Annotated in this window: 16 protein-coding genes and 2 tRNA genes; 7 read left to right on the top strand and 11 right to left on the bottom strand. The window is 32.8% G+C overall.

Going from position 1 to position 22,606, the window contains the following annotated elements:
• Positions 1-262: 262 nt before the first annotated feature.
• From OD917_RS02255 to OD917_RS02235, 5 genes are all read right to left on the bottom strand, one after another.
• The gene (locus OD917_RS02255) at positions 263-1,168 is read right to left on the bottom strand and encodes an N-acetylmuramoyl-L-alanine amidase (protein ID WP_263521915.1); all 906 of its coding nucleotides are present in this window, start codon (positions 1,166-1,168) and stop codon (positions 263-265) included.
• 27 nt (positions 1,169-1,195) lie between these two features.
• Positions 1,196-1,753, bottom strand: a complete 558-nt coding sequence (locus tag OD917_RS02250; protein WP_263521914.1) for a hypothetical protein — start codon at positions 1,751-1,753, stop codon at positions 1,196-1,198.
• Positions 1,754-1,795: 42 nt separating this feature from the next.
• Positions 1,796-3,109: a 30S ribosomal protein S12 methylthiotransferase RimO gene (gene rimO / locus OD917_RS02245; RefSeq protein WP_263521913.1), complete on the bottom strand. Its 1,314-nt coding sequence runs from the start codon at positions 3,107-3,109 to the stop codon at positions 1,796-1,798.
• A 209-nt stretch (positions 3,110-3,318) separates the two neighbouring features.
• The gene (locus OD917_RS02240; RefSeq protein ID WP_263521912.1) at positions 3,319-4,899 is read right to left on the bottom strand and encodes an OmpP1/FadL family transporter; all 1,581 of its coding nucleotides are present in this window, start codon (positions 4,897-4,899) and stop codon (positions 3,319-3,321) included.
• Positions 4,900-4,942: 43 nt separating this feature from the next.
• Complete coding sequence (locus OD917_RS02235) at positions 4,943-5,923, bottom strand: hypothetical protein (protein ID WP_263521911.1); 981 nt, start codon at positions 5,921-5,923, stop codon at positions 4,943-4,945.
• A gap of 102 nt (positions 5,924-6,025) precedes the next feature.
• Between OD917_RS02235 and proS the strand changes: the two genes are divergently transcribed.
• From proS to rpsT, 4 genes are all read left to right on the top strand, one after another.
• Positions 6,026-7,504: a proline--tRNA ligase gene (gene proS, locus OD917_RS02230; protein WP_263521910.1), complete on the top strand. Its 1,479-nt coding sequence runs from the start codon at positions 6,026-6,028 to the stop codon at positions 7,502-7,504.
• Positions 7,505-7,582: 78 nt separating this feature from the next.
• Positions 7,583-7,654 (top strand) — tRNA-Glu (locus OD917_RS02225).
• Between the two features lie 45 nt (positions 7,655-7,699).
• Positions 7,700-7,771 (top strand) — tRNA-Glu (locus OD917_RS02220).
• Between the two features lie 154 nt (positions 7,772-7,925).
• Positions 7,926-8,177: a 30S ribosomal protein S20 gene (gene rpsT / locus OD917_RS02215; protein ID WP_012026903.1), complete on the top strand. Its 252-nt coding sequence runs from the start codon at positions 7,926-7,928 to the stop codon at positions 8,175-8,177.
• 182 nt (positions 8,178-8,359) lie between these two features.
• Here the strand turns inward: rpsT and OD917_RS02210 are convergent, their stop codons facing one another.
• Positions 8,360-8,767 (bottom strand): response regulator, encoded by a 408-nt coding sequence (locus tag OD917_RS02210; RefSeq protein WP_111289000.1) that lies wholly within the window; start codon positions 8,765-8,767, stop codon positions 8,360-8,362.
• A gap of 5 nt (positions 8,768-8,772) precedes the next feature.
• Entirely contained in the window at positions 8,773-10,428 is a 1,656-nt protein-coding gene (locus OD917_RS02205) for a PAS domain-containing sensor histidine kinase (RefSeq protein WP_263521909.1), read from the bottom strand.
• Between the two features lie 222 nt (positions 10,429-10,650).
• Here OD917_RS02205 and typA point away from each other — a divergent pair, with 222 nt between their 5' ends.
• Positions 10,651-12,447 carry a translational GTPase TypA gene (gene typA, locus OD917_RS02200; protein WP_111378311.1) on the top strand — a complete coding sequence of 599 codons (1,797 nt, stop codon included), beginning with the start codon at positions 10,651-10,653 and terminating at the stop codon, positions 12,445-12,447.
• A 133-nt stretch (positions 12,448-12,580) separates the two neighbouring features.
• Here the strand turns inward: typA and OD917_RS02195 are convergent, their stop codons facing one another.
• From OD917_RS02195 to OD917_RS02185, 3 genes are all read right to left on the bottom strand, one after another.
• Positions 12,581-14,878, bottom strand: a complete 2,298-nt coding sequence (locus OD917_RS02195) for a T9SS type B sorting domain-containing protein (RefSeq protein WP_263521908.1) — start codon at positions 14,876-14,878, stop codon at positions 12,581-12,583.
• Positions 14,879-14,948: 70 nt separating this feature from the next.
• Positions 14,949-15,785: an ABC transporter permease gene (locus OD917_RS02190; protein ID WP_263521907.1), complete on the bottom strand. Its 837-nt coding sequence runs from the start codon at positions 15,783-15,785 to the stop codon at positions 14,949-14,951.
• 3 nt (positions 15,786-15,788) lie between these two features.
• Positions 15,789-16,700: an ABC transporter ATP-binding protein gene (locus tag OD917_RS02185; RefSeq protein WP_263521906.1), complete on the bottom strand. Its 912-nt coding sequence runs from the start codon at positions 16,698-16,700 to the stop codon at positions 15,789-15,791.
• Between the two features lie 106 nt (positions 16,701-16,806).
• On the opposite strand from OD917_RS02185, the gene OD917_RS02180 reads away from it, so the two are divergent.
• A complete protein-coding gene (locus OD917_RS02180; protein WP_263521905.1) occupies positions 16,807-17,859 on the top strand; it encodes a hypothetical protein in 1,053 nt (350 codons plus the stop codon).
• A 49-nt stretch (positions 17,860-17,908) separates the two neighbouring features.
• Positions 17,909-18,766, top strand: a complete 858-nt coding sequence (locus OD917_RS02175; RefSeq protein WP_263521904.1) for an SdiA-regulated domain-containing protein — start codon at positions 17,909-17,911, stop codon at positions 18,764-18,766.
• Positions 18,767-18,864: 98 nt separating this feature from the next.
• Here the strand turns inward: OD917_RS02175 and OD917_RS02170 are convergent, their stop codons facing one another.
• The gene (locus OD917_RS02170) at positions 18,865-22,596 is read right to left on the bottom strand and encodes a metallophosphoesterase (RefSeq protein WP_263521903.1); all 3,732 of its coding nucleotides are present in this window, start codon (positions 22,594-22,596) and stop codon (positions 18,865-18,867) included.
• Positions 22,597-22,606: the final 10 nt, after the last annotated feature.

The following is a 22,606-nucleotide window of genomic DNA, read 5'->3' as shown; positions in this document are numbered from 1 at the left end:
ATGTTTCAAGTTGAAAACGTAATAAACCCGACAGGTTTTTAAAACCTGTCGGGTTTATAATTGAAAGAGATTTTCATTCCTTAGGAATTCTTGTTACTAGAATTGATGCATTTATATGTTTTTTAGGAACGTTTAATCAGCTAGATAAATGTATTTGATTAAAAAGAAACAAATAATTCTTTGGAATTAATATTGTCTGAGGAATAAAAAAAAGCGTTTCTGAAATTTATAGAAACGCTTTTTTTATTTAATTTGATGATGTTTATTGAACCTGTTTTTTATAAATCGAATAAATAGTATCGATTGTTTTTCTATCTAAAACTGAAGTAATATCAGTTTGAATATAATGCAGTTTAAAAGCTTGAATTGCTGCGGTTAAATTTTTGGTATTATAACCAATAATTCGAAGTGCGGGCTCAATTTTAAAATCAAAAGGAGCTGGTTCTAAAACTTCGTCAGGCCAGATTCCAAAACCTTTTTCTGCTAAAGTTTTCCAAGGAAACAATGCACTTGGATCTTGTTTTCTTCCCGGAGCAATATCGGCATGACCTATAAAGTTTTGAGTAGGAATGTTATAATCTTTTTTCAGTTTGGTTAACAAAGCAACTAAACTGCTAATTTGTGCTTCAGTAAAAGGTTTAAAACCATTGTTGTCTAGCTCAATTCCGATAGAGCAGGAGTTTAAATCTGTTGTTTTTCCCCAAGTAGAATTTCCAGCGTGCCATGCTCTAAGATAGTCATTAAGCATTTGCACTACTTTTCCATTTTCAGAAATAACATAGTGTGCACTAACTTGAGTTTTAGTCTTCGTAAAAGTATTAATCGTCTGCTGAATTGAATCTTGAGCAGTATGATGAATAATAACAAAACTAGGTTTTCTTAAATTAAAATTCACCGTACCAATCCATTCCGTATTAATTCCGTTTACTAAATAAGTAGAACCTGTTTTTGATAAAGTGTCTTTTATAATTCCCAGCTGCTGTGCATAAGAAGTATCAATTACAACAGGTGAAACTGCTGGAATTGCTTTTGCTTCTTTGCTTGTAATCTGGTTTTCTAAATTTTTTAACTGCTGATCGTATGCTTTTTCCGTATTTTTATAAGGATTTGTAGAGCAAGCACTGATTACAACAGCTATAAGCAGATAACAAAAAAGTTTTTTTGTCATAATTCGTTGTTTTATAGGTTAAAACGATTATTCTGAAATTTTCGTATCTGGAGTTTCGGTATCTTTTTCTTTTTTAGAGTCTTTAGATTCTTTATCTTTTTTCTTTTTTGATTTTCCTGTTTTACCTTCTTTCAGTTTTTCCATGAAAGTTTTGTATTTTTCGATCTGATCAGGATTTAAAAAAGCATTGATTTTTTTATCGGTACTTTCTCGTAAAGCTTTTATCTGTTCAATTTTTTGATCCTGACTACTGCTTTCGTTTTTTAATAAAATACCTTGTTCTCTTATGCTATCTGCCAAAACATTGGTAATAGCAATAGCTTGTAAGTCGTCCAAATTTACCTCTGGTTTCATTTGTTCCATAATTTTACCAGCAGTTTCATCAGGAGAAGGTTCTTTAGGTTTGCTTTGAGAACCTTGCTGTCCTTGTCCAGCCATCATACTTCTATCCATTCCCATTCCGCCGCCTCTTCCGTAACCGTTGCCATAACCATTATTATAGTAACCATTTCCATATTGTGCTGAAACAGTGTTGAAACAGAATAAAGTAAAAACAAAAAGAATTAAGTTTTGAATAGGTTTCATAAAAGTATGTTTGTCTAATGTTAGCAATAGTTTAGTGTAAATTTAAGCAGGTTCTCCGTATAAATCAAATTCTGTTGCTTCAATTATTTTTATATTAACAAATTCTCCAGTTTTTACATAATGTTTAGAAGCGTCAATTAAAACTTCATTGTCAACATCTGGACTGTCAAACTCTGTACGTCCTACAAAATGAGCACCTTCTTTTCTGTCAATAATGCATTTGAAAACTTTGCCAACTTTTTCTTGATTTAAATCCCAAGAAATTTGAGATTGTAATTCCATAATTTCATTAGCTCTAGCTTGTTTTACATCATCAGGAACATCATCTTCTAATAAATAAGCATGAGTGTTTTCTTCATGAGAATAAGCGAAACATCCCATTCTGTCAAATTTCATTTCTTGAACAAAATCTTTCAAGATTTCAAAATCTTCCTGAGTTTCACCTGGATAACCAACAATTAAAGTAGTTCTAATTGCCATTCCAGGAACTGCAGCACGGAAGTCTTTTAATAATTGAGTTGTTTTTGCTTGAGTTGTGCCTCGACGCATTGATTTCAAGATAGAATCTGAAATGTGCTGTAATGGAATATCAATATAATTACAAATTTTTGGCTCTCGTTTCATTAACTCTAAAACATCAATAGGGAATCCGGTAGGATAAGCATAATGTAAACGAATCCATTCGATTCCTTCAACGGCAGCTAAAGCTTCTAATAATTCTGCTAAGTTTCGTTTTTTATAAAGATCAAGTCCGTAATAAGTTAAATCTTGAGCGATTAAAATTAATTCTTTAACTCCGTTTTTAGCAAGACCTTGAGCTTCTTTAACTAATTTTTCAATTGGTTGAGAAACGTGAGAACCTCTCATTAAAGGAATAGCGCAAAAACTGCAAGGTCTGTCGCATCCTTCTGCAATTTTCAAATAAGCATAATTTTTTGGAGTAGTAGTTAAACGTTCTCCAAGTAATTCGTGTTTATAGTCTGCTCCAAGAGCTTTTAGTAATTGAGGTAATTCAGTTGTTCCAAAATATTGGTCAACATTAGGGATTTCTTTTTCTAAATCCGGTCTATAACGTTCAGATAAACAACCTGTAACAAAAACCTTATCAACAAGTCCTCTGTCTTTTTTATCTGCATATTCCAAAATCATATTTACAGATTCTGCTTTTGCATTATCAATAAATCCACACGTATTAATTACAATAATGTTTCCTTCTTTTTCTGCAGGAGCCTCGTGTTCAACTTCTTTTCCATTCGCACGCAGCTGTCCCATTAGGACTTCACTGTCATAAACATTTTTTGAACACCCAAGAGTGATTACGTTAATTTTGTTCTTTTTTAAAGACTTGGTTCTCATACTTTTATAAATTGGAGTGCAAAATTACACTTTTTTTATTCAAACAACACTAGTTTTCAAGTTGTTTTAGCTGTTTTTTATGAAGCTGGCTCTGCTTTTAGTTATTATTTGAGTCTAATTTTTTAGAAAAAGTTTTTAAAAGAGTAAAAAAAAATCCGTCAAGTATAAAAACCTGACGGAAATTCTCAATCATCTATTTTGATTTTTAATTACAATTCAAATAATAAAGTCATCGTAACATTGTTTAATTTCGAAGTAATATTAGCTCCACTTGCAAAACTTTGCGATGCTAAAAAGCTTTCGTTAGATTTTCTTTCTAAATAGGAATAAGCCAAATCTAATTTAGTTGTTCCAAAATTATAACCTAAACCGGCAGAATAACTGTTTAAATCTCCAATTGTAGTGCCGTTTTTATATGGACTTCCTTCAAAACGGTAACCGCCTCTTAAGCTTAATTGTTTGATTTTGTATTCTCCACCAATACGAAGTTCGCCAGTACTAGTCAGGCTATTGTCAATCTCATTATTGATGCCTCCAAAACCAGCGTTGGTTGGTTTGAATTTGGTGTTTCCATAATTTTTTAAAGCATAATCGATGCTTAATAAACCTGATTTTCCAAAAATATATGCAGCACTAAAGGTCCATTTGTCTGGTGTTTGCAAAGTATAAGAGTCATATACGTTTAAAACATCAGGATTTACATTTGCATTTATAGGTTGTCCTCCTGCAGCTTGTCTTGTTGTGTATAAACTTTGATAAAGCTCTTCATATAATTCGTACCAAGTATTAGATTCGTAAGCTACACCAAGTCTAAAGTTTTTAGTTACTTTTCCTATTGCTCCAAGTTGGAAAGAAAAACCGTTTCCATACGTGTGCAAATCATTATTAAATCTTAAATCTGATATGGTGGCACCTGACTGTAAAGCACCGTTGTTAGCTTCGTAGAAACTTGTAGATCTTCTATAGTCAGTTATATGAACATTTAGATTGGCTCCAAAATATAGTTTGTCTCTGTATGATGTTGCAATGTTAAAACTTAATTTACTATTATAACCTCTAGTGTAAATTTCGTTTGTCTGGTAGTAATCAGTGTCTTCTGGTACATTTGTTGAATATGCACTATTGGGATTGCTTGGGTCGTCGATATTTATGACCTGCCCCATTTTTCCTAATAATGCTTGTTGTGCTGAAAAACCAGATAGGTTAGGGTATTGGCCGTTAGGTAAATTTGATCCTAGAAATTGATATAAATCTGTTAGTGTTTCGCCAGGCTGTAAATTAACAAATTCCTGAGGAACAGGTGCCCCGCCATTGCCGTAATTTGCGTAATCTAAGAAATAACCATCAACGGAATTGAAGGGATTTGTTCCTGCTGAGAAAACTTCGTTGTTGAAATTATTTGTGTTTTCGTATGTTACACCAATTGCAATTTTACTCCATCCATTATTAGGATTATGATCTTTAAAAACAAAAACACCTCCCGCTTGATTTAGAATAAAAGAGTTTTGTTTGTCTGAAGTTTCGGTGCCAAAATAATTAGAATTGTTTTTGAGATTTTGATTGCTAAAAGATACTCCAACTTGGTTGCTATTGAAAATTGCAGATCCAGCTGGGTTAACACTCAAAGAAGATAAATCTCCTCCAACAGCTCCAAAAGCACCACTCATAGCTCTAAAACGTGCAGTTCCTGTTAAGTTGTCTTGTGAATAACGTAAAGCGTCTGTAACTTCTTGTGAATATGACGCGCTGACAGTTAGTCCTGTTATAAATAGGAAAAGTATTTTTTTCATTTTGATAAGGTTTTTGTTCGAAATTTACTCTGCTGAGGAAGGATTATCTTCTTCCTCCGCCACCGCCGCCAGATCTCATTCCACCGCCGCCACCGCCGCCGCTATATGATCTCATGCTTCCTCCGCTACCGCTGCTGTTCATTGAACGTGAAGAGCTGCTTGGTGCGTAGCTTCTCGTTGATCCGCTGTTGTTGCTAGGAGTGTAAGTTCTGTTTGTTGTAGTGTTTCCACTATTGTTGTAAGATCTTCTATTGCTGTAAGTGCTATAGTCCGAACCGTTAGTATAGCTTCTTCTATTGGTAAATGTTGGACTTGTTGTTCTACTGTTTATGTTAGATCTTCTAAAGTCGGTATAACTGTTAGCTCTATTTGTAGTGTAATTTCTGTTTGTTGTATATCCTCTGTTAGTAGTATAGTTTCTATTTGTTGCATATCCTCTACCGGTATTGTAGCTTCTATTGTATGCGTAATTTCTGTTTCCATAATATGCTGCTGAACCTCTTCTTCCGTAGTTGTAAGAGTAGTTTCCATAATAGCCATAATATGGATAACCCCATCCTGGATAACCCCATCCATAGTATGGATAACCCCATCCGTAATAAGGGTAGCCCCATCCATAATATCCGTAGCCATAATAAGGATAACCCCATCCCATTCCAAATCCGAATGACCATGTTGGGTCAGAGTAAACATTTACCGAAACATCAGAACTGCTGCTTCCCCAAGCAGGATAACCTACTGAGGCAGTTTGCGTACTGTCGCTTTCAGAATAATTAGTGTAGTTGTCAACATCGGTAAATATTTCAGTTGGCTGATTGTCATCTTGCAATGATCTGAAATAATCTTTGTATTGGTTGTTTGTGCTGTTGGCCTGCACATGAATGTTTGATGAATTACCGTAAACGCCATCATTATCGTAATAAGATGAATTTTGGTAAGAACCACACGACGCTAGCAATAAACTCAAAAATCCAATTATGTAAAAATGATTAGAGTTTCGGCGGAGAGAAATGTAAGTTTTCATATCTGTGGTGTTTTTTATTGTTGCACATTACAAAATTAGTTAGTTTTGTCAAACTATTTAGTTAAAATTGAATAAAACAAAATTTGTGCCAAAAAATATAATATGAGTAAGAACCTTACTACAAGATCAGAAGATTATTCGAAATGGTATAACGAGCTGGTTGTTAAAGCAGATCTAGCTGAAAATTCAGGAGTTAGAGGATGTATGGTAATAAAACCATACGGGTATGCTATTTGGGAAAAAATGCAGGCTGAATTAGATCGTATGTTCAAAGAAACTGGACATCAAAATGCTTATTTCCCTTTATTTGTGCCGAAGAGCATGTTTGAAGCTGAGGAAACAAATGCTGAAGGATTTGCAAAAGAATGTGCTGTTGTAACACATTATAGATTAAAGGGCGATGAGGAAAGACCAGGGAAACTTATAGTTGATCCAAACGCTAAATTAGAAGAAGAGCTTATTGTTCGACCTACGAGTGAGGCGATTATTTGGTCTACATATAAAGGATGGGTGCAATCTTATAGAGATTTACCTTTATTAATTAATCAATGGGCAAATGTGGTTCGTTGGGAAATGCGTACGCGTTTGTTCTTGAGAACTGCGGAATTTTTATGGCAAGAGGGGCATACTGCTCATGCTACAAAAGCGGAAGCTATTGAAGAGTCTGAAAAAATGATGAATGTTTATGCTGATTTCGCAGAGAATTTCATGGCGATTCCAGTTGTAAAAGGATTTAAAACTGAAACTGAACGTTTTGCAGGTGCAGATGAAACATATTGTATCGAAGCGTTGATGCAGGATGGAAAAGCACTGCAAGCGGGAACTTCTCACTTTTTAGGTCAAAATTTCGCAAAAGCATTTGATGTTAAGTTTGCTAATGCAGAAGGGAAGCAAGAATATGTTTGGGGGACATCTTGGGGAGTTTCTACCCGTTTAATGGGAGCATTGGTTATGACGCATTCAGATGATCAAGGATTAGTTCTTCCTCCAAATTTAGCTCCAATACAAGTTGTAATTGTTCCTATTTATAAAACAGACGAACAATTGGCACAAATTACAGAAGCAGTTAATGAATTAACAGCTAAATTGAAAAAATTGAGAATCACAGTTAAGTTTGATGATAGAACAACTCAAAAACCAGGATTTAAATTTGCTGAATGGGAATTAAAAGGTGTTCCTGTTCGAATTGCTGTTGGGCCAAAAGATTTAGAAAATGGAACTTTTGAGGTGGCAAGACGTGATAATTTGACAAAAGAAGTTGTTCAAGGAGATAAAATCGTTGATTATGTAAATGATTTGCTAGAGCAGATTCAAAATGATTTATTTAAAAGAGCATTTGAGTATCGTGAAAGTCATATTACGCAAGTGAATAATTTTGAGGAATTTAAAGAAGTTTTAGAAGGCAAAGGAGGCTTTTTGTCTGCTCACTGGGACGGAACTGCTGAAACAGAAGAGAAGATAAAAGAATTGACAAAAGCAACGATTCGTTGTATACCTTTAGATGCTGTTGAAGAAGCGGGAACCTGTGTGTTTACTGGAAAACCTTCTTCTAAAAGAGTGCTTTTTGCTAAGGCATATTAAAAAAAAATATATTTTTTTGCATTAGGTGTTGCGCAAATAAAAAATAGATGTATCTTTGCATCCGCAATACAGAAGCACGGTCCGTTCGTCTATCGGTTAGGACGCCAGGTTTTCATCCTGGTAAGGGGGGTTCGATTCCCCCACGGACTACAAGTTATATTACATATTGAAAAGTTTCCAACTTAGGAGAATATTGGTCCGTTCGTCTAGGGGTTAGGACGCCAGGTTTTCATCCTGGTAACAGGGGTTCGATTCCCCTACGGACTACAAAATTAGTTGTAAATAAGTTTTGTAAAACAAAAATTGGTGTCTCGGTTTTTGTTTTATTAGTTAAAACCAAAGTGATTGATTTTACAATTGTGGGAGGTTTTTCTTTTTTAACTAGTATTTATAATAATTATTACATCTAAAATTAAAAGAAATGGCAAATCATAAGTCAGCATTAAAAAGAATCAGAAGTAACGAAAAAAGAAGAGTTCTTAACAGATACCAACATAAAACTACTCGTAATGCTATTAAAGCGTTAAGATTAGCTACAGACAAATCTGATGCTGCTGCAAAATTATCAACTGTAATCTCTATGATTGATAAATTAGCTAAAAAGAACATCATTCACGATAATAAAGCTTCTAACTTGAAGTCTAAATTAACGAAACACGTTGCTAAATTGTAATTAAACAATTTGTAAGATATAGGTCCTCTTTTAGAGGACTTTTTTTTGCTTTAAATCGAAAGATTCTAGTAAAAAAAATAAATTCCAAATTCCCATTTTATAGATAATTGGAATTTGGAATTTTGTTATTTAAAAGATTATGATTTTAAATCTTAATTTAATCCTGTGTTTGAAATTTACTTTTAAGGTTCTATTTTCTTTTTAAGATATTCTAGCATTGGCTGGGTAATGGGTTTGGAAAGAAAATCTATTATTATTGGATATTTTTTTGCTTTGGCTAAATCTTCAGGGTCAATTGTGGAAGATAAAACAATTACAGGAACAGAATTGAATTCGTTGTAATCTGAAGAGGTAAAATGATCTAAAAATTCCCATCCTCCCATAATAGGCATATTTAAATCTAAAAAGATTAACTCGGGTTTTCTTTTGGTTTTGTCGTTTGTGTATTTCAAGATGTTGAAGTAATGAAGAGCTTCTTCACCGTTTTGAGCCGTAATAACTTCATGGGAAAATGAAGATTTTGAAATTACTTTTTTGCAAAGCATCAATGTGATTGGATCATCGTCAATGCATAAAATCTGCTCAAGCATAATAATTAATTTTTAAATGTTATTGTAAATGTAGTTCCTTTGTTGACTTCGCTGTCGATAGAAATTGTTCCTCCCATTGTTTCTACCTGCGATTTTACAAGATACAAGCCTAATCCTTTACTGTCTGGATAATTGTGAAATCTTTGATAAAGTCCAAACACTTTGTCGCGATTTCTTTCAAGATCAATTCCAATTCCGTTGTCCTTAAAGGTTAAGATTGTTCTGTTTTCTATTTGTTCTGCAGTTATAGATATTTTAAGTTTTCTATTCTCAGATTTGTATTTTATGGAATTGGTGAGCAAATTTAGTAAAATGCTTTCGATGTAAGCTTTATTTGTGATGAGCTCAGGAACTTTGTCAAATTTAAGTTTAATAATAGGTTTGTGCAGTTCTATTTGAAATGACAACTGGCTAAATACATTTTCAAAAACTTCTTTTAAAGATACTTCTTCTTTTTGCATGGAAGGATTGTCTTTAATGATAATAACTTTTACCAAGTCATTAATGGTTTCATTTAGTAAATGAGTTGATTTGGTGAAACCAGCCAAAATCTCTTGGAGTTCTTCGTTTTCTACGGGAGTGTCTTCTATTAAATTTAAAAGCCCAATTAAATTAGAAAGCGGTGCTCTAAGATTGTGTGAAGTGATGTATGAGAATTGTTTTAGGTCCTTGTTGTTTTGAGTTAATTCTCGAATAAGATGTTCTTTTTCTGTTTCGAGTTTTTTCTCATCTGTAATATCTCTTTGTATTGAAATCCAATGTGAAATTACTCCTTCGTTATTAAAAATAGGGATCATAGAAAAACGCACCCAATATTCTTGCTTGCTTTTGGTGTAAGTAATTGTTTCAATAAGGCATTCTTCCTCATTTTTTATGGCTCGCAATAATTTTTTTAATTCATCTGAATCAGAGTTTGGACCTTTAAAGATATTAGCAGATTTTCCGATTATTTCGTTTGACTGGTATCCCGACATCTGAGAAAATGCTGGGTTAACATATACTATTTTAGGAATTTTTCCTTCAGGCGAATTGGCTTCGGTAATTAAAATAGAATCTTTAGATTGTGTGATTACAGTTTCTAAAAGTTTTAATCGCTGTTCTTCTTCTTTTTGTTTTGTAATATCTTGAATGGCACCAATCATTCTGATAGCTCTTCCGTTTTCATCTTTTAAGAGAAATCCTCGGTCCAAAACATATTTATATGTTCCGTCAGCGCATCTAAAACGGTATTGATCTTGCCACTTTTCAGTTTTTTGTTCAATGAAAGAGTAAAGTTTTATTGACATTCGGATACTGTCTTCCGGATGAATTTTGTCAAACCACCACTTAGAAGTTTTGCCCACTTCTTCAGGATCATAACCAAAAACACCTTCAATTCCTTTATTCCAATTAATACTGTCCTCTTGAATTTTCCAATCCCAAATAGTATCGCTAGTTGCTTTCGCTACAATGTCATATTTCTCATTGGATTCTTTTATTTCTTTGTTAGTTTTGTTTAACTTTTCAAAAATTGTTATGCTTCTTTTTTCGTTTTTTGCGAGTATAAATCTGAAGATCAATCCTGTAATTAATATGAATACAATGTCTTTTAAAAGAGAGAGATATAGATATTCTGAGGAAGAAAAGTAGGCGATGAGTAATTTATGACATATGACAGCCATAATTATCGAGATGATTGTATAAATAAGAGTAATTTGGAGAGTTTTACTTTTCATCACTTCAAATATAGTTAATTTAACAATAAGTAAACGTATGTTAATATTATTTTGAAGCCTATATTTTGACGTTTTTTATTAACTAATTGATTGTATATACGCAAACTATGATAGAAACGTTTTTTTTTAGAAAATAAAGTGTACCTTTGCGCCCATTAAAAATCACAGATGGAATCTATTAGAAACATTGCAATTATTGCCCACGTCGATCACGGTAAAACAACTTTGGTTGATAAAATTATGTATCACTGTCAGTTATTTCGTGAAAACGAAAACACAGGTGATTTAATCTTAGATAATAATGATTTAGAGCGTGAGAGAGGTATTACAATTACTTCTAAAAACGTATCTGTTCAATATAAAGGAACAAAAATCAATATTATCGATACTCCAGGCCACGCCGATTTTGGAGGAGAAGTAGAACGTGTATTGAACATGGCCGATGGTGTATGTTTGCTAGTTGATGCTTTCGAGGGACCAATGCCTCAAACTCGTTTCGTTTTGCAAAAAGCGATCGATTTAGGATTGAAACCTTGTGTTGTTATCAATAAAGTAGATAAAGAAAACTGTACTCCAGAAGAAGTTCATGAGAAAGTTTTCGATCTAATGTTCGAATTAGGAGCTACTGAAGAACAATTAGATTTCCCAGCAGTTTATGGTTCAGCAAAAAACAACTGGATGTCTGACGATTGGAAAAATCAAACAGAAAACATTGAGCCATTATTAGACATGGTTATTGCTAATGTTCCAGCTCCTAAAGTTTCTGAAGGAACTCCACAAATGTTGATTACTTCTTTAGATTTCTCTTCATTTACAGGTCGTATCGCTATTGGACGTCTTGAAAGAGGAACTTTAAAAGAAGGAATGCCAATTTCTTTAGTAAAAAGAGATGGTAAAATAATCAAATCTAGAATTAAAGAATTACATACTTTCGAAGGTTTAGGCCGTAGAAAAGTAGAAGAAGTTGTTGCTGGAGATATTTGTGCTGTTGTTGGTATTGAAGGTTTTGAAATTGGTGATACTATTGCAGATTTCGAAAATCCAGAGGCATTACAAACTATTGCTATCGACGAGCCTACAATGAGTATGTTGTTTACAATTAACGATTCTCCTTTCTTTGGTAAAGAAGGTAAATTTGTTACTTCTAGACATATTCGTGAAAGATTAACAAAAGAGTTAGAGAAAAACTTAGCGATGAAAGTTGGAGAAACTGATTCTGCTGATAAATTCATGGTATTTGGTCGTGGTGTATTACACTTGTCAGTTCTTATTGAAACAATGAGAAGAGAAGGGTATGAGCTTCAAATTGGTCAGCCACAAGTTATCATCAAAGAAGTTGATGGAGTGAAATGTGAGCCAATTGAGGAATTAACTATCGATTTACCAGAAAACCTCTCAGGTAGAGCGGTTGAATTCGTTACTATCCGTAAAGGAGAAATGCTTTCTATGGAAGGTAAAGGAGAGCGTATGATTATTAAATTCAATATTCCATCTCGTGGAATTATCGGTTTAAGAAATCAATTGCTTACTGCTACTGCTGGTGAGGCTATTATGGCACACCGTTTCATTGGATACGAACCATACAAAGGAGAAATTCCTGGACGTAACAACGGTTCATTAATCTCTATGGAAAACGGAAAAGCTATTCCTTACTCTATCGATAAATTACAAGATCGTGGTAAATTCTTCGTTGATCCTAACGAAGATATCTATGAAGGTCAAGTTATTGGAGAAAACACTCGTAGCGACGATATGACTGTTAACGTTACTAAAACGAAAAAACTTTCTAACGTACGTTCTTCTGGAGCTGATGATAAAGCTAGAATTATTCCTGCTATCAAATTCTCATTAGAAGAAGCTTTAGAGTACATCCAAAAAGATGAGTATGTTGAAGTTACTCCAAAATCTTTACGTTTAAGAAAAATTTACTTAAGCGAAACAGATAGAAAAAGATATAAAATTTAATTATATTTTAAATTTCAATATAAAAAATCCCAAATTCCAATTAAGGAGTTTGGGATTATTTTTTTTATTAAATGAAATTATTTTCAGAGATTAAAATTTGAAATTTGATTGAATTTTGATTTTTTTTAAAAGTTTATCTTTTCAAACTAAAATGGCCTTTCACATTTTTTCCATCAACAAATAAAAGAGTAAACCAATAATCGTCTGATGGCAATTCCTGTCCGTTGAAGATTCCGTTCCAGCCAATACTATTTTGAGTCATTTGTTTTAAAAGCTTTCCATATCGGTCAAAAATTGAAATAGTGTAATCTGGCATTTGATCAATGTTTTTTATTGCCCACAAATCATTGTAACCATCACCATTAGGAGTAAAAAAACGAGGGTAATCCAAGACATATATTAAGAACGAATTTGATAAGCCACATCCATTTTTATCTCTTGCTATTGCATTGTAAGCTCCGGGTGTTACTTGAGTAAAAGTTGGATCATCTTGAAAAATAGTTCCATCAATAGAAAACTCATAATCTCCAACACCAGTATATTGAATTTTCACAGTATTATCATTTCCAGAAAAATCTTTTACCTCTACTACAGTAATTAAAGCAGGTTCTGATAGAATCACCTTAAATTTTTTTGTTTTCTCACAATCATTAGCATTTGTCACAACAACAGAATAATCACCAGCAGTATTAATTAATGTTGAGTTTGTAATATCTCCATTTGACCAACTATAGCTTTTAAAACCAGCGGCAACTGATAATGTTAATTGGTCGCCTTTGCATAAATATAGTATTTCATCTTCAAAATTTGGAGGATCGAAAGTATGAACCACCAATTCAACAGGCGTTATATCGTAGCAATCAGAACCATTTACTGCGCGAGCATAAATAGTTTGACTATTCGGAATTGTGTTCTTGAATATATTTGGCAACGGATTTGTCTCTCTTAATGCATCATTTGCTGTCAAAAAGTAATTTATTACTAACCCAGAAGGAAGACCTGTCATGATTTGGGGAGTTACTTCTGCTTGTAAATCAAATTGATATAAACCATCCAATGTTTGGTCATAATCACATGTTTCAATTGGTGACTGATTAGGAATAACAGAAGCCGAAACCTTTAAAGCAATTTCCGGCGTTGTGAAACAGCCGTAAATATTTTCAATTCTTGCAAAAACAGTTTGATTAGGAATTCTATTAATATAACTTTCTGGGTTTAAAATAGGGTTTGTTTTTGCTCGTGCATTTGCTAAAGTCTCATAATAGCCTTGATTAATAATTTCAGAATTATTATTTTTTATAATATTAGCGACTTTAGTCAAATCAAAAATTGTAATTCCGTCAGTATCATCATCACATTGCAATAATGAAGTATTTCTTGTTATGATTTCTGGTGCAAATTCAACTTTAATATCTCCTATTGAAGCACAAGTTGTTCCATTTAAAGTCGCTTCAACTTTGTATGCTCCAGGAGTGATTACAGTATAAGTAGAAGTTGTAGCACCTGATAATTGAACATAAGTATTAGTTGGAACATCTTTTATGAACCATTTAAAGGTATAATTAGCAGTGCTTAGTTTTGTGTCTAAAACAAAATTTTCGCCATAACAAACAGGATTATTATTGCTGATTGTTCTATCCTCACCAAAGTTTATTTTCGTTAAAAAACTTCCTGCTTCCAGAAAAATCGCAGATTCTAAATATTTGAATTTATCATCGGCAATTACCAATTTAACATGATATTTTTTTCCAGCAACTACTGTAGTTTGGGCTGTCATTACTTCGGTTTGTCCTGCGTAATTTATTGGACTTGCATTATTGTTTAAACCATTAAAATAACTTTCATTTGAAGCTGGACAACCTGTATAAGAAATTCCCCCAGGTCTTGTTCCGGGTTTAATTTCTGGACGAATATCTACAGAGGAAACAGGTGTAGTTGTATTGGGAATAATAGCTAAATTTTCATACGGTCCAGCTGATCCAACTTCCTTTATTAAAAAAGCAAACCCGTCTGAATATTGACAGGGATAATCATATTGATATTCATTGGAAGCAAAAATATAATTAAAGCTTAATGAATTTGCAGAAGCAATAAAGTCAAATTCTAATAATGTTGAGTTTATAGAATTAATTCCTAAAACCTGATCAAGATCACTATCGCCAAGCCATTGGTCGCTATCATTACTTGTAAGATTACTAACGAAAGGACCAATAGCGGTTTCAGCAGTCGATGTGGCTAACACAATTCCTTCTTCAAAAGGGAAATTGCTTCCGTTTCTATTGAAATAAGCGAAACTTTGTTTTCCTGATCTAAAAGTATCGCCTTTTCCTGTTGAATTTGAAGCCGATGCACAAGAGCTATTTACTAAAACATTTTCTATAAGCTGTTGCGGAGTTTTTTGATCGTCTATAGTTATAACTTGTGCATTCATCTTTAAAGATGAAAAACATATTAATAGAATAATTAAAAAACTGCTTATACGACTCATAGTAACAAATATACTATAAATCTCGATTTTTTAATAATTTGTAAGAAAAACAAACGAATAAAAAAGTCCAGATTAGAACGATTAAGATAGCAGAATAATCTACAGCGTAACTGCTATCTGTTTCGATTCCCATTTGTGTGCCAATATTTTTAACAACAGATAATCTTGGACCTGGATTTACAATTAAATTTGACATTGATTCTAAAGGAAAAAACTGCGTGATTTTTTCATCAGTATCACTGTTTGGGAAAATTTTAAATGCTAAAGTACCTCTAGCAATTCCTTCAAGTATACTCCAAACCAATAGAAAACCTAATGCAAAGGCAGAACGTTTTACAAGGATTCCTAAAAACAAACAAAAAGAGAAAAATCCAGTTAGCTTTACAAAAAACGCTAAAAGAAAATCTAGGTCGCTAAAAACAATACTTAATTCTGTATAGGAAGAAAAAAAGTAACCCAAAATTAAGCTCATGATAAAAACAAAAACAGTTGATATAAAAGCAAATACAACTACAGTCAAGAATTTGGATAAAATAAATTCTTTCTTGCTTAAACCGTCAATTAAGTTTTGTTTTAAAGTGCCATAACTGTACTCGTTGGCCATCATGGAAACTATTACAATTGCTAAAAAGAATTTTAGCCAAGCGGCAACATATGTATTAAAATGCCAGATAAAAGGAAAATTAAAGATTCCCATTTCTGCCAAATGAAATTTAAAAGGTCCAATGTCAAATTTTATAGCAGCAATTAACGCTATGAAAGAAAGTAAGATGAAATAAGTTAAGGTTAAAATACGACTGGCTTTATTCATCCAGATTTTTTGCAATTCTATAGAGAGAAGTCTTTTCATGGTTTAGTTTTTTTGGGCGATAGGATTTTTGGTTAATTCTAAAAATTGAGCTTCTAAACTGTTTTTGCGTTTTACTAAATGACTCAAAACAATGTTTTTAGAAAACAAAAACTGGTTTAAATCTGAAGCGGATAAATCAGATTTTAGATAAACCAAAACTTTTCCGTCTTCTTCAGAAACTCTGTCAATAGCTGGATGTTCTTGCAGGATAGTTTTTAGAGCTAAATTATCATTGGATTGTAATTCAAAGAAACCTTCGTTTGAAGACATTCCGTCAACAGAGCCAGAATATAAAACTTCGCCTTTTCTTAAAACAATTACTTGGGAACAAACTTTTTCAACTTCATCCAATAAATGAGAAGCCAATAAAATTGTAGTTCCCTGAGAAGCGATTTTTTTAATGATATCTCGAATTTGATGAATTCCCTGCGGATCTAATCCATTCGTTGGCTCATCTAAAATTAAAATCTCAGGATCGTTTAAAAGCGCTGATGCAATTGCCAAACGTTGTTTCATTCCTAAAGAAAAAGTGCTGAATTTGCTGTCTTTTCTTTCGCTCAAACCCACTAACTCTAGTTTTTCATTAACTTTAGAATAGTTAATGTTTTTAATTTTGCAAACCAATTGAAGGTTTTGCTCAGCAGTCATGTAAGGGTAAAAATTTGGTCTTTCTATAATAGCGCCAACTTTTTTTAAGGCTTCATGTGTTTCAATATTACCATCAAACCAGCGATAATTACCAGATGATCTGTTGACAACGTTTAATACAATTCCTAAAGTAGTCGATTTTCCGCTGCCGTTTGGGCCAAGAATGCCATAAACGCGACCTTTTTGTATTTGAAAAGATACATTTTTTAAAGCCTGAATTCGGCCGTATCTTTTGCTTAAATTTTCGATGGTTAATATGGTTTCCAAATTTTTCTGGTTTTAGTTTTTAGTATGACGAGACAAGTTGATTTTTGTTACTTTAAAGTCTAACTTTAAATCGTATTGATGTAAATTTGTAATAAAGATATTCAAAATGAGCGAGCCTTTAATGGTTTTAAAAAAACCTTCTTATCCTTTAACACAGCCACTTTTAAGTTATTTAGAAAGATACGAACGTATTTCTAAGGTTTCTGTGTTTTATGATGATTTGCTTCGTTTTTCGGGCTCAATCAATGTGTATGATAAAAATGATAATGATACGCTTTGGATTCGAGTGTATTACGGTGAATTTGAACGCAATGAAATTGATTTGAATCTAAAAAAAATATATTCGCTTCTGCATTCTGATGGTAATAGTGAAATTATTCAGTATCTAAATGTCGATGCGATTGATTATTGTACTTTCGGAAATTCAAAACCTTTTAGAGTCAAAGTGAGAAATATTCTCAACGATAACTACGTTCATTTTTACATTAAAAAAGCCGATGCTTCGCGTATTTATGGATTAGAATTGGAAGACATTCTTTCGCCAGATAAAATCAACTTTTTAGTTTATAAAGATACTTTGATCGAAGAACATATTATAGGAATTCCTGGCGATGTTTTTATGGATACACTGCTTGATAAATGCAGTGAAATGGAAAAAGCACAGATTGCAAAAGAGTTCGTAAAGTTTAACGAACGCTGTATGATTCGTCTTTTGGGAGATATGCGTGCTTATAATTATGTAATTGTCCCAATTCACGATTTTGATCAAGTAGTTTATAAAATTCGCCCAATCGATTTTGATCAGCAATGTTACGAAGGGAATTTTAAAGTTTATCGTCCGCAGTTTTTCAAGGAAAATTTTCCAATGATTCAACTGATTAAAGAAAAATTGGAAGAACGTTCGATCATTCAATATAAAGATGAAGAAAGAGCGATTTTGGCAAAACGTATTCATTCTGCCGAAACCAGAATTAAAAAATTATTGAATATAATGTGTCACGATACCATTTCAACTCCAGAACATTTACTGCAATTAAAAATGGAATTGTACCGTTATACCAACGATATGAAATTCAAAAACGCAAAATCGATGGGACACGTCATGCACGCGGCATTTGAATTCATTATCCGTAATTTTAAAAACACTAATTTAGTTTAGAATTTTTGTCATCCTTCCTCAGGACGAGAAAAAAATAAAAAATAATATCATGAAAAAAACTTTCCTAGTTATCTGTTCAATTGTCTTATTAGCTTGCCAGAAACAATCTGGTTCTGAATTAAAGGAACTTTATTCGCTTCCAAAAAAATTAAAAGAAGTTTCGGGAATTGCCTATTTTCCTGAAACTAAAACCCTTTATACTTTGGAAGACAGCGGAAATAAAAATGCTATTTACGCAATTGATTCTAAAGGAAAATTAGCTAAAACAATCACTATTTCAAATGCTGCAAATGTGGATTGGGAAGATATTACAAAAGATAAATCTGGAAATATCTACATTGGAGATTTCGGAAATAATGATAACGAGAGAAGAGATTTGTGTATTTATAAAGTTGCAAAAAATCAATTGAATAATGATTTGGCTAAAGCCGAATATAAAATCTCATTTTCATATCCAGAACAAACAGAGTTTCCTCCAAAGAAAAAAGAAATGTTTTATGATGTTGAAGGCTTCTTTGAGCAAAATGGTTATTTCTATCTTTTCACCAAAAACAGAAGTAAAGGTTTTGACGGAACTGCTTTTATTTATAAAGTAAAAAATGCTCCAGGAACGCAAAAAGGAGTAAGAATTGGTGAATTTAAAACTTGCAGCAATTACAACCATTGTGTCCTGACAAGCGCAACAATTAGCCCAGACGGAAAAAAAGTGGCGTTATTAAGTCATGATAAAGTTTTATTGTTTAAAGATTTTAAAGGAGATTTATTTCATAAAGGAACTCAAACAGAATTAAATCTAAATCACTTTTCGCAAAAAGAAGCCATAGTTTTTAAAGACAACAATACTTTATTAATCGCCGATGAAAAAACAAATAAAATAGGAGGAAAGGTTTATGAATTTAAACTCTAATTAAGGTTCAAAGTTGCAAAGGAACAAAGGTTCAAAGATTTTTAAGATAACAACTAAAAACCTTTGAACCTTTGTTCCTATATGCCTTTGTTCCTCTTTTAAAAACTATATGCAGCTCCAAAAATCAGTCTTCCAACTTCATCAGGAGATTTGAAATAAGAAATTCTAGCCGTAATAACATTTATGGCATTCAGCCAAAGTCCGCCACCGTAATCTTGATGCCATTTTCTAGAATCTTCGCCATCAAGCCAAACTCTTCCGTAGTCGAAACCTCCTAAAATTCCATAAGTAAAAGGCACAATCGTTTTGCGGATTTTTCCAATACTTAAACGTAAATCAGAGCTTTGAGAGAAGTATGAATTTCCTAAGAAACGCTCATTCCTAAAACCTCGCAAATCGGTATCGCCACCAAGAGAAGCACCTTGATAAAATTCATAGTTATTATTTAAAATCGCTTTTCCTTTAACATAAGTTGCTAAAATCAATTTACCATTATGATCGATTTTATGTGTAAAACCTAAAGCACTTTCCAAAGTAGGGAAGTTCTGTTTTGTCTGATCAAGATTTGTTGTCCAAGTTCCAGCAATCATAAAGAACATTCCTAAAGTTGGTTTTGCTTGAAAATCTGAATTTTTGAAAGTGTATTTAACTTTCAAACTACCATAGTTTTGACTATCAAAGACATTTGGATTTACAATTCCAGGAATATTTATATATCTGTTTTCTGTTTCTTCAACTGTCATTCTCTGGAAAATTGGCTGAATGCTCAATTCGCTTCCAAATCTTCCTACATGACGAACAGCACCTGAAGCATTAAATTTTCTGATGCGAACACGATTATAATCCATTCCCAAATCTTCATCATATTGCGATTCATTTCCGTATCCAAAATAGTTCATGGCAAAATTTGGAGTGGTATATAAAGATTCCACATCGATAACCCATTTTCCTAATAAACCTGGGAAATGTGCGGCATAATTAAACTCTAAACCGCCTGTAGCAAAATAGTAGAAAGCATTAAAAATATGTCTTTGTGTGTACGGATTCTGCTTGAAATTGTTAACTGTATAATTTAAGTTAACTCCCATTTTTACACCATCATCAGGATTATATCCAATATTTGGAAGTCCAGCAATTACATTGTATTTAGGTTTTTCATAGTTATACAAATTAACATCATAATCGTCTGTTAACTGCGTTTGTGTTTTAGAATCTAGATTATACGTATTTTCTTTTGATTTAAAATCGTAAACAATAACTTTTCTTCCGTTTTCTATGTTGTAAGTATCATTGTTCTGACCGCCAATTAAACGAATTTTGATGTTTGATTTTTGATTTCCTTTTACTTCAAAAATATCATTGTCGTCTAATCCATAAATCCAAAGATTTTTAGTTTTATCATCGGTTACGTTTTTGGTGTAAACTAATTCATCTCCTTCTTTTTTAACTCTAAAAACCTGAATTTCAATTTCTTTTTTTACATTATGATTCAAAACAAACTTATCTTTTTTGTCTGTTCCAGCAATCATAACTGTTCGATTTAATACATCAGAATATCTACTAGCATACTTTTGAAGATCTTTTTTTCTGCTTTTTAGTTTTGCTTTTATTTCGTCAACCGTTTCGTCTTGAACTTCTTTTGGCATATTTTTGAAAGCTTGATCGATGTCTGCATCAGTTAAATTTTCTTGAATATATTTCGCTTGTTCAATCCATTCTTTTTCTTCGGCAGTTTTTAAAAATGCCAAATCCATAGGATAAGGTTCTCTACTTAACCATTTTACATTGATTCTGTCTCCTTTAAAAGTTCGCATATGACGAAGTGGAGGCATATTCATTAAAAGTGAAAGCAAAGCACCATCATATTTCACAAAAGCCTGATCACGATCTCTCGGAATTGGTCTGTAAATTACTTTTCCATTTTCTTTATATTCAGCCCAGCGCCATTGATCACTGTGTCTGTCCCAATCTCCTAAAAGAATATCAAACAAGCGCGCTTTTATATATTCTTTTTCATCAACAACATATTTTTCATCTTTATGAAGATTTAGCATCATTTCATCAGTTCCAATAATATTGTCTGGTTTTCCGAAATTTTTTCCATCCAAATGATTGTCTGCTGGTCTTTCTTCAACCATGTACAATTGATCTCCGAAGCTTGCATTAAATTCACCTAAACCATTTTGTTTTGGAACATAATATAAAATCGGATTGGTATGTCTAAGTCCAATTTTATCAGACATTCCGCCAATTGCAAAAGAAGAATAAGGGTGAGAAGTAGTGTAAAAATCAAATAAGAAATCTTCTGCGTATGTTTTTTCAAATTCATTTACTACATATTGATCTTTAAAAGCTACTGACTGTAAAAATACGGTTGCACTTTTCTTCATTGCGCGCATGATGTATTCACGACCTTCAGGATCAGACATTCTCAAGGAAACTGATTGATGTCCGCCACCTTCGCGAATGGGTTTCAATCCACCTTTTAAAGTATCAACTGTTGCAGTTGTAGCTTCAATTGGCATACTGTAATATTTTCTATAATGCTGACCAAATAAAAATCTGTGAAACGCACCTTTTTGAGTCATTTTTGGAGAATAAATCGAAGTGTTCACCGTTGCAGGAAACTTATTCGGAATATCTGAAGCCCAGTTAATTTCTTTGGCTTTTATAATTTCGCGTTCAAAAAGTAGTTTTTCTTTATTGTTTTCATTCCCATAAAAAGAAACTTTTGCGTCGCCGCTTTTGAACATAGTTAATGTTGCATATCCATTTCCGCCATACGAAAAATCATAAGGATTTATTGCTCTCGCAGCTTCCGATTTTGATCCTGCACCGCTAATAATCTGCTGAATATTTTCTTTGCTGATATATTGCAAGTTATGATCGTGTCCAGAAACTACAATTACATTTTTCTGCTTTTGTAAAAGCGTTTTGATTCTTTTTGTGTAAATCGTATATTGTTTATTTTGAATGTCTTGCGGACTAACTCCAGATGTTTTTCGCAACAAATTGATAAATGATCCAATTATCGGAAGCGGGATTTTTTGCTCTAAAGGGAATAATTGTTTTTCTAACGAAAATTGTCCGCCATGAGTTCCGTTACTGAATAAAGGATGGTGAATTGCTAAAACAACTGTTTTTTCTTGATTTTTATTTAAAAGACCTTCTAATTCTTCAAAAAAAGCTTCTCTTGTTTTGATTTCACAATTGTCATTTATAGTTGGATGATCGTTCCAATCTTCCAGAAACCATTCACTATCAACAGCTATCAAAGTAGTAGTGCTGTCAATTTTTACATCTTCAATTGGGCAGGTTTTTCTTGGAAGAAAACTCTTTTTATCGTTTAAATATTTCGTCACAAAATCGGCTTGACGTTCCAAGCCTTTAATGCCGCTGTACCAATCATGATTTCCAGGAATTACAATTGTTTTTCCTTTAAAATCTTTGGTTAATTTTAATTGATTTGTCAGTTTAGTTTCTGCCAAAGCCTTATCTTCAGAATTTTTATCACTAGGAAAACCCTTTGGATAAATATTATCACCCAAGAAAATAAGTGTAGATTTTTTATTTGCTTTTTTTAGCTTTTGATGCAAAAGTTCTAGAGTTTGCTGCGCTTGTTCTTCATCAGCATTTCCAGCATCGCCAACAAGAAAAAATGTATGAGCAATTTTTATAGTATCTGTTGCGTTTTCTGTTTCGTTGGCACCAACATTTTTTCCGTACTGCGGTTTGCGCGTTGCACAGGAATAAACAATGAATAGTGCCATTATTGCTAATGATGAGTTTTTAATCTTAGCAATAAAATGATTATCCAAAAACAATTTCATAATTTAGTGG

This window comes from Flavobacterium sp. SH_e (genome assembly GCF_025717045.1).
Lineage (GTDB): Bacteria > Bacteroidota > Bacteroidia > Flavobacteriales > Flavobacteriaceae > Flavobacterium.
This window is presented reverse-complemented; position numbering and strand designations above follow the sequence as displayed.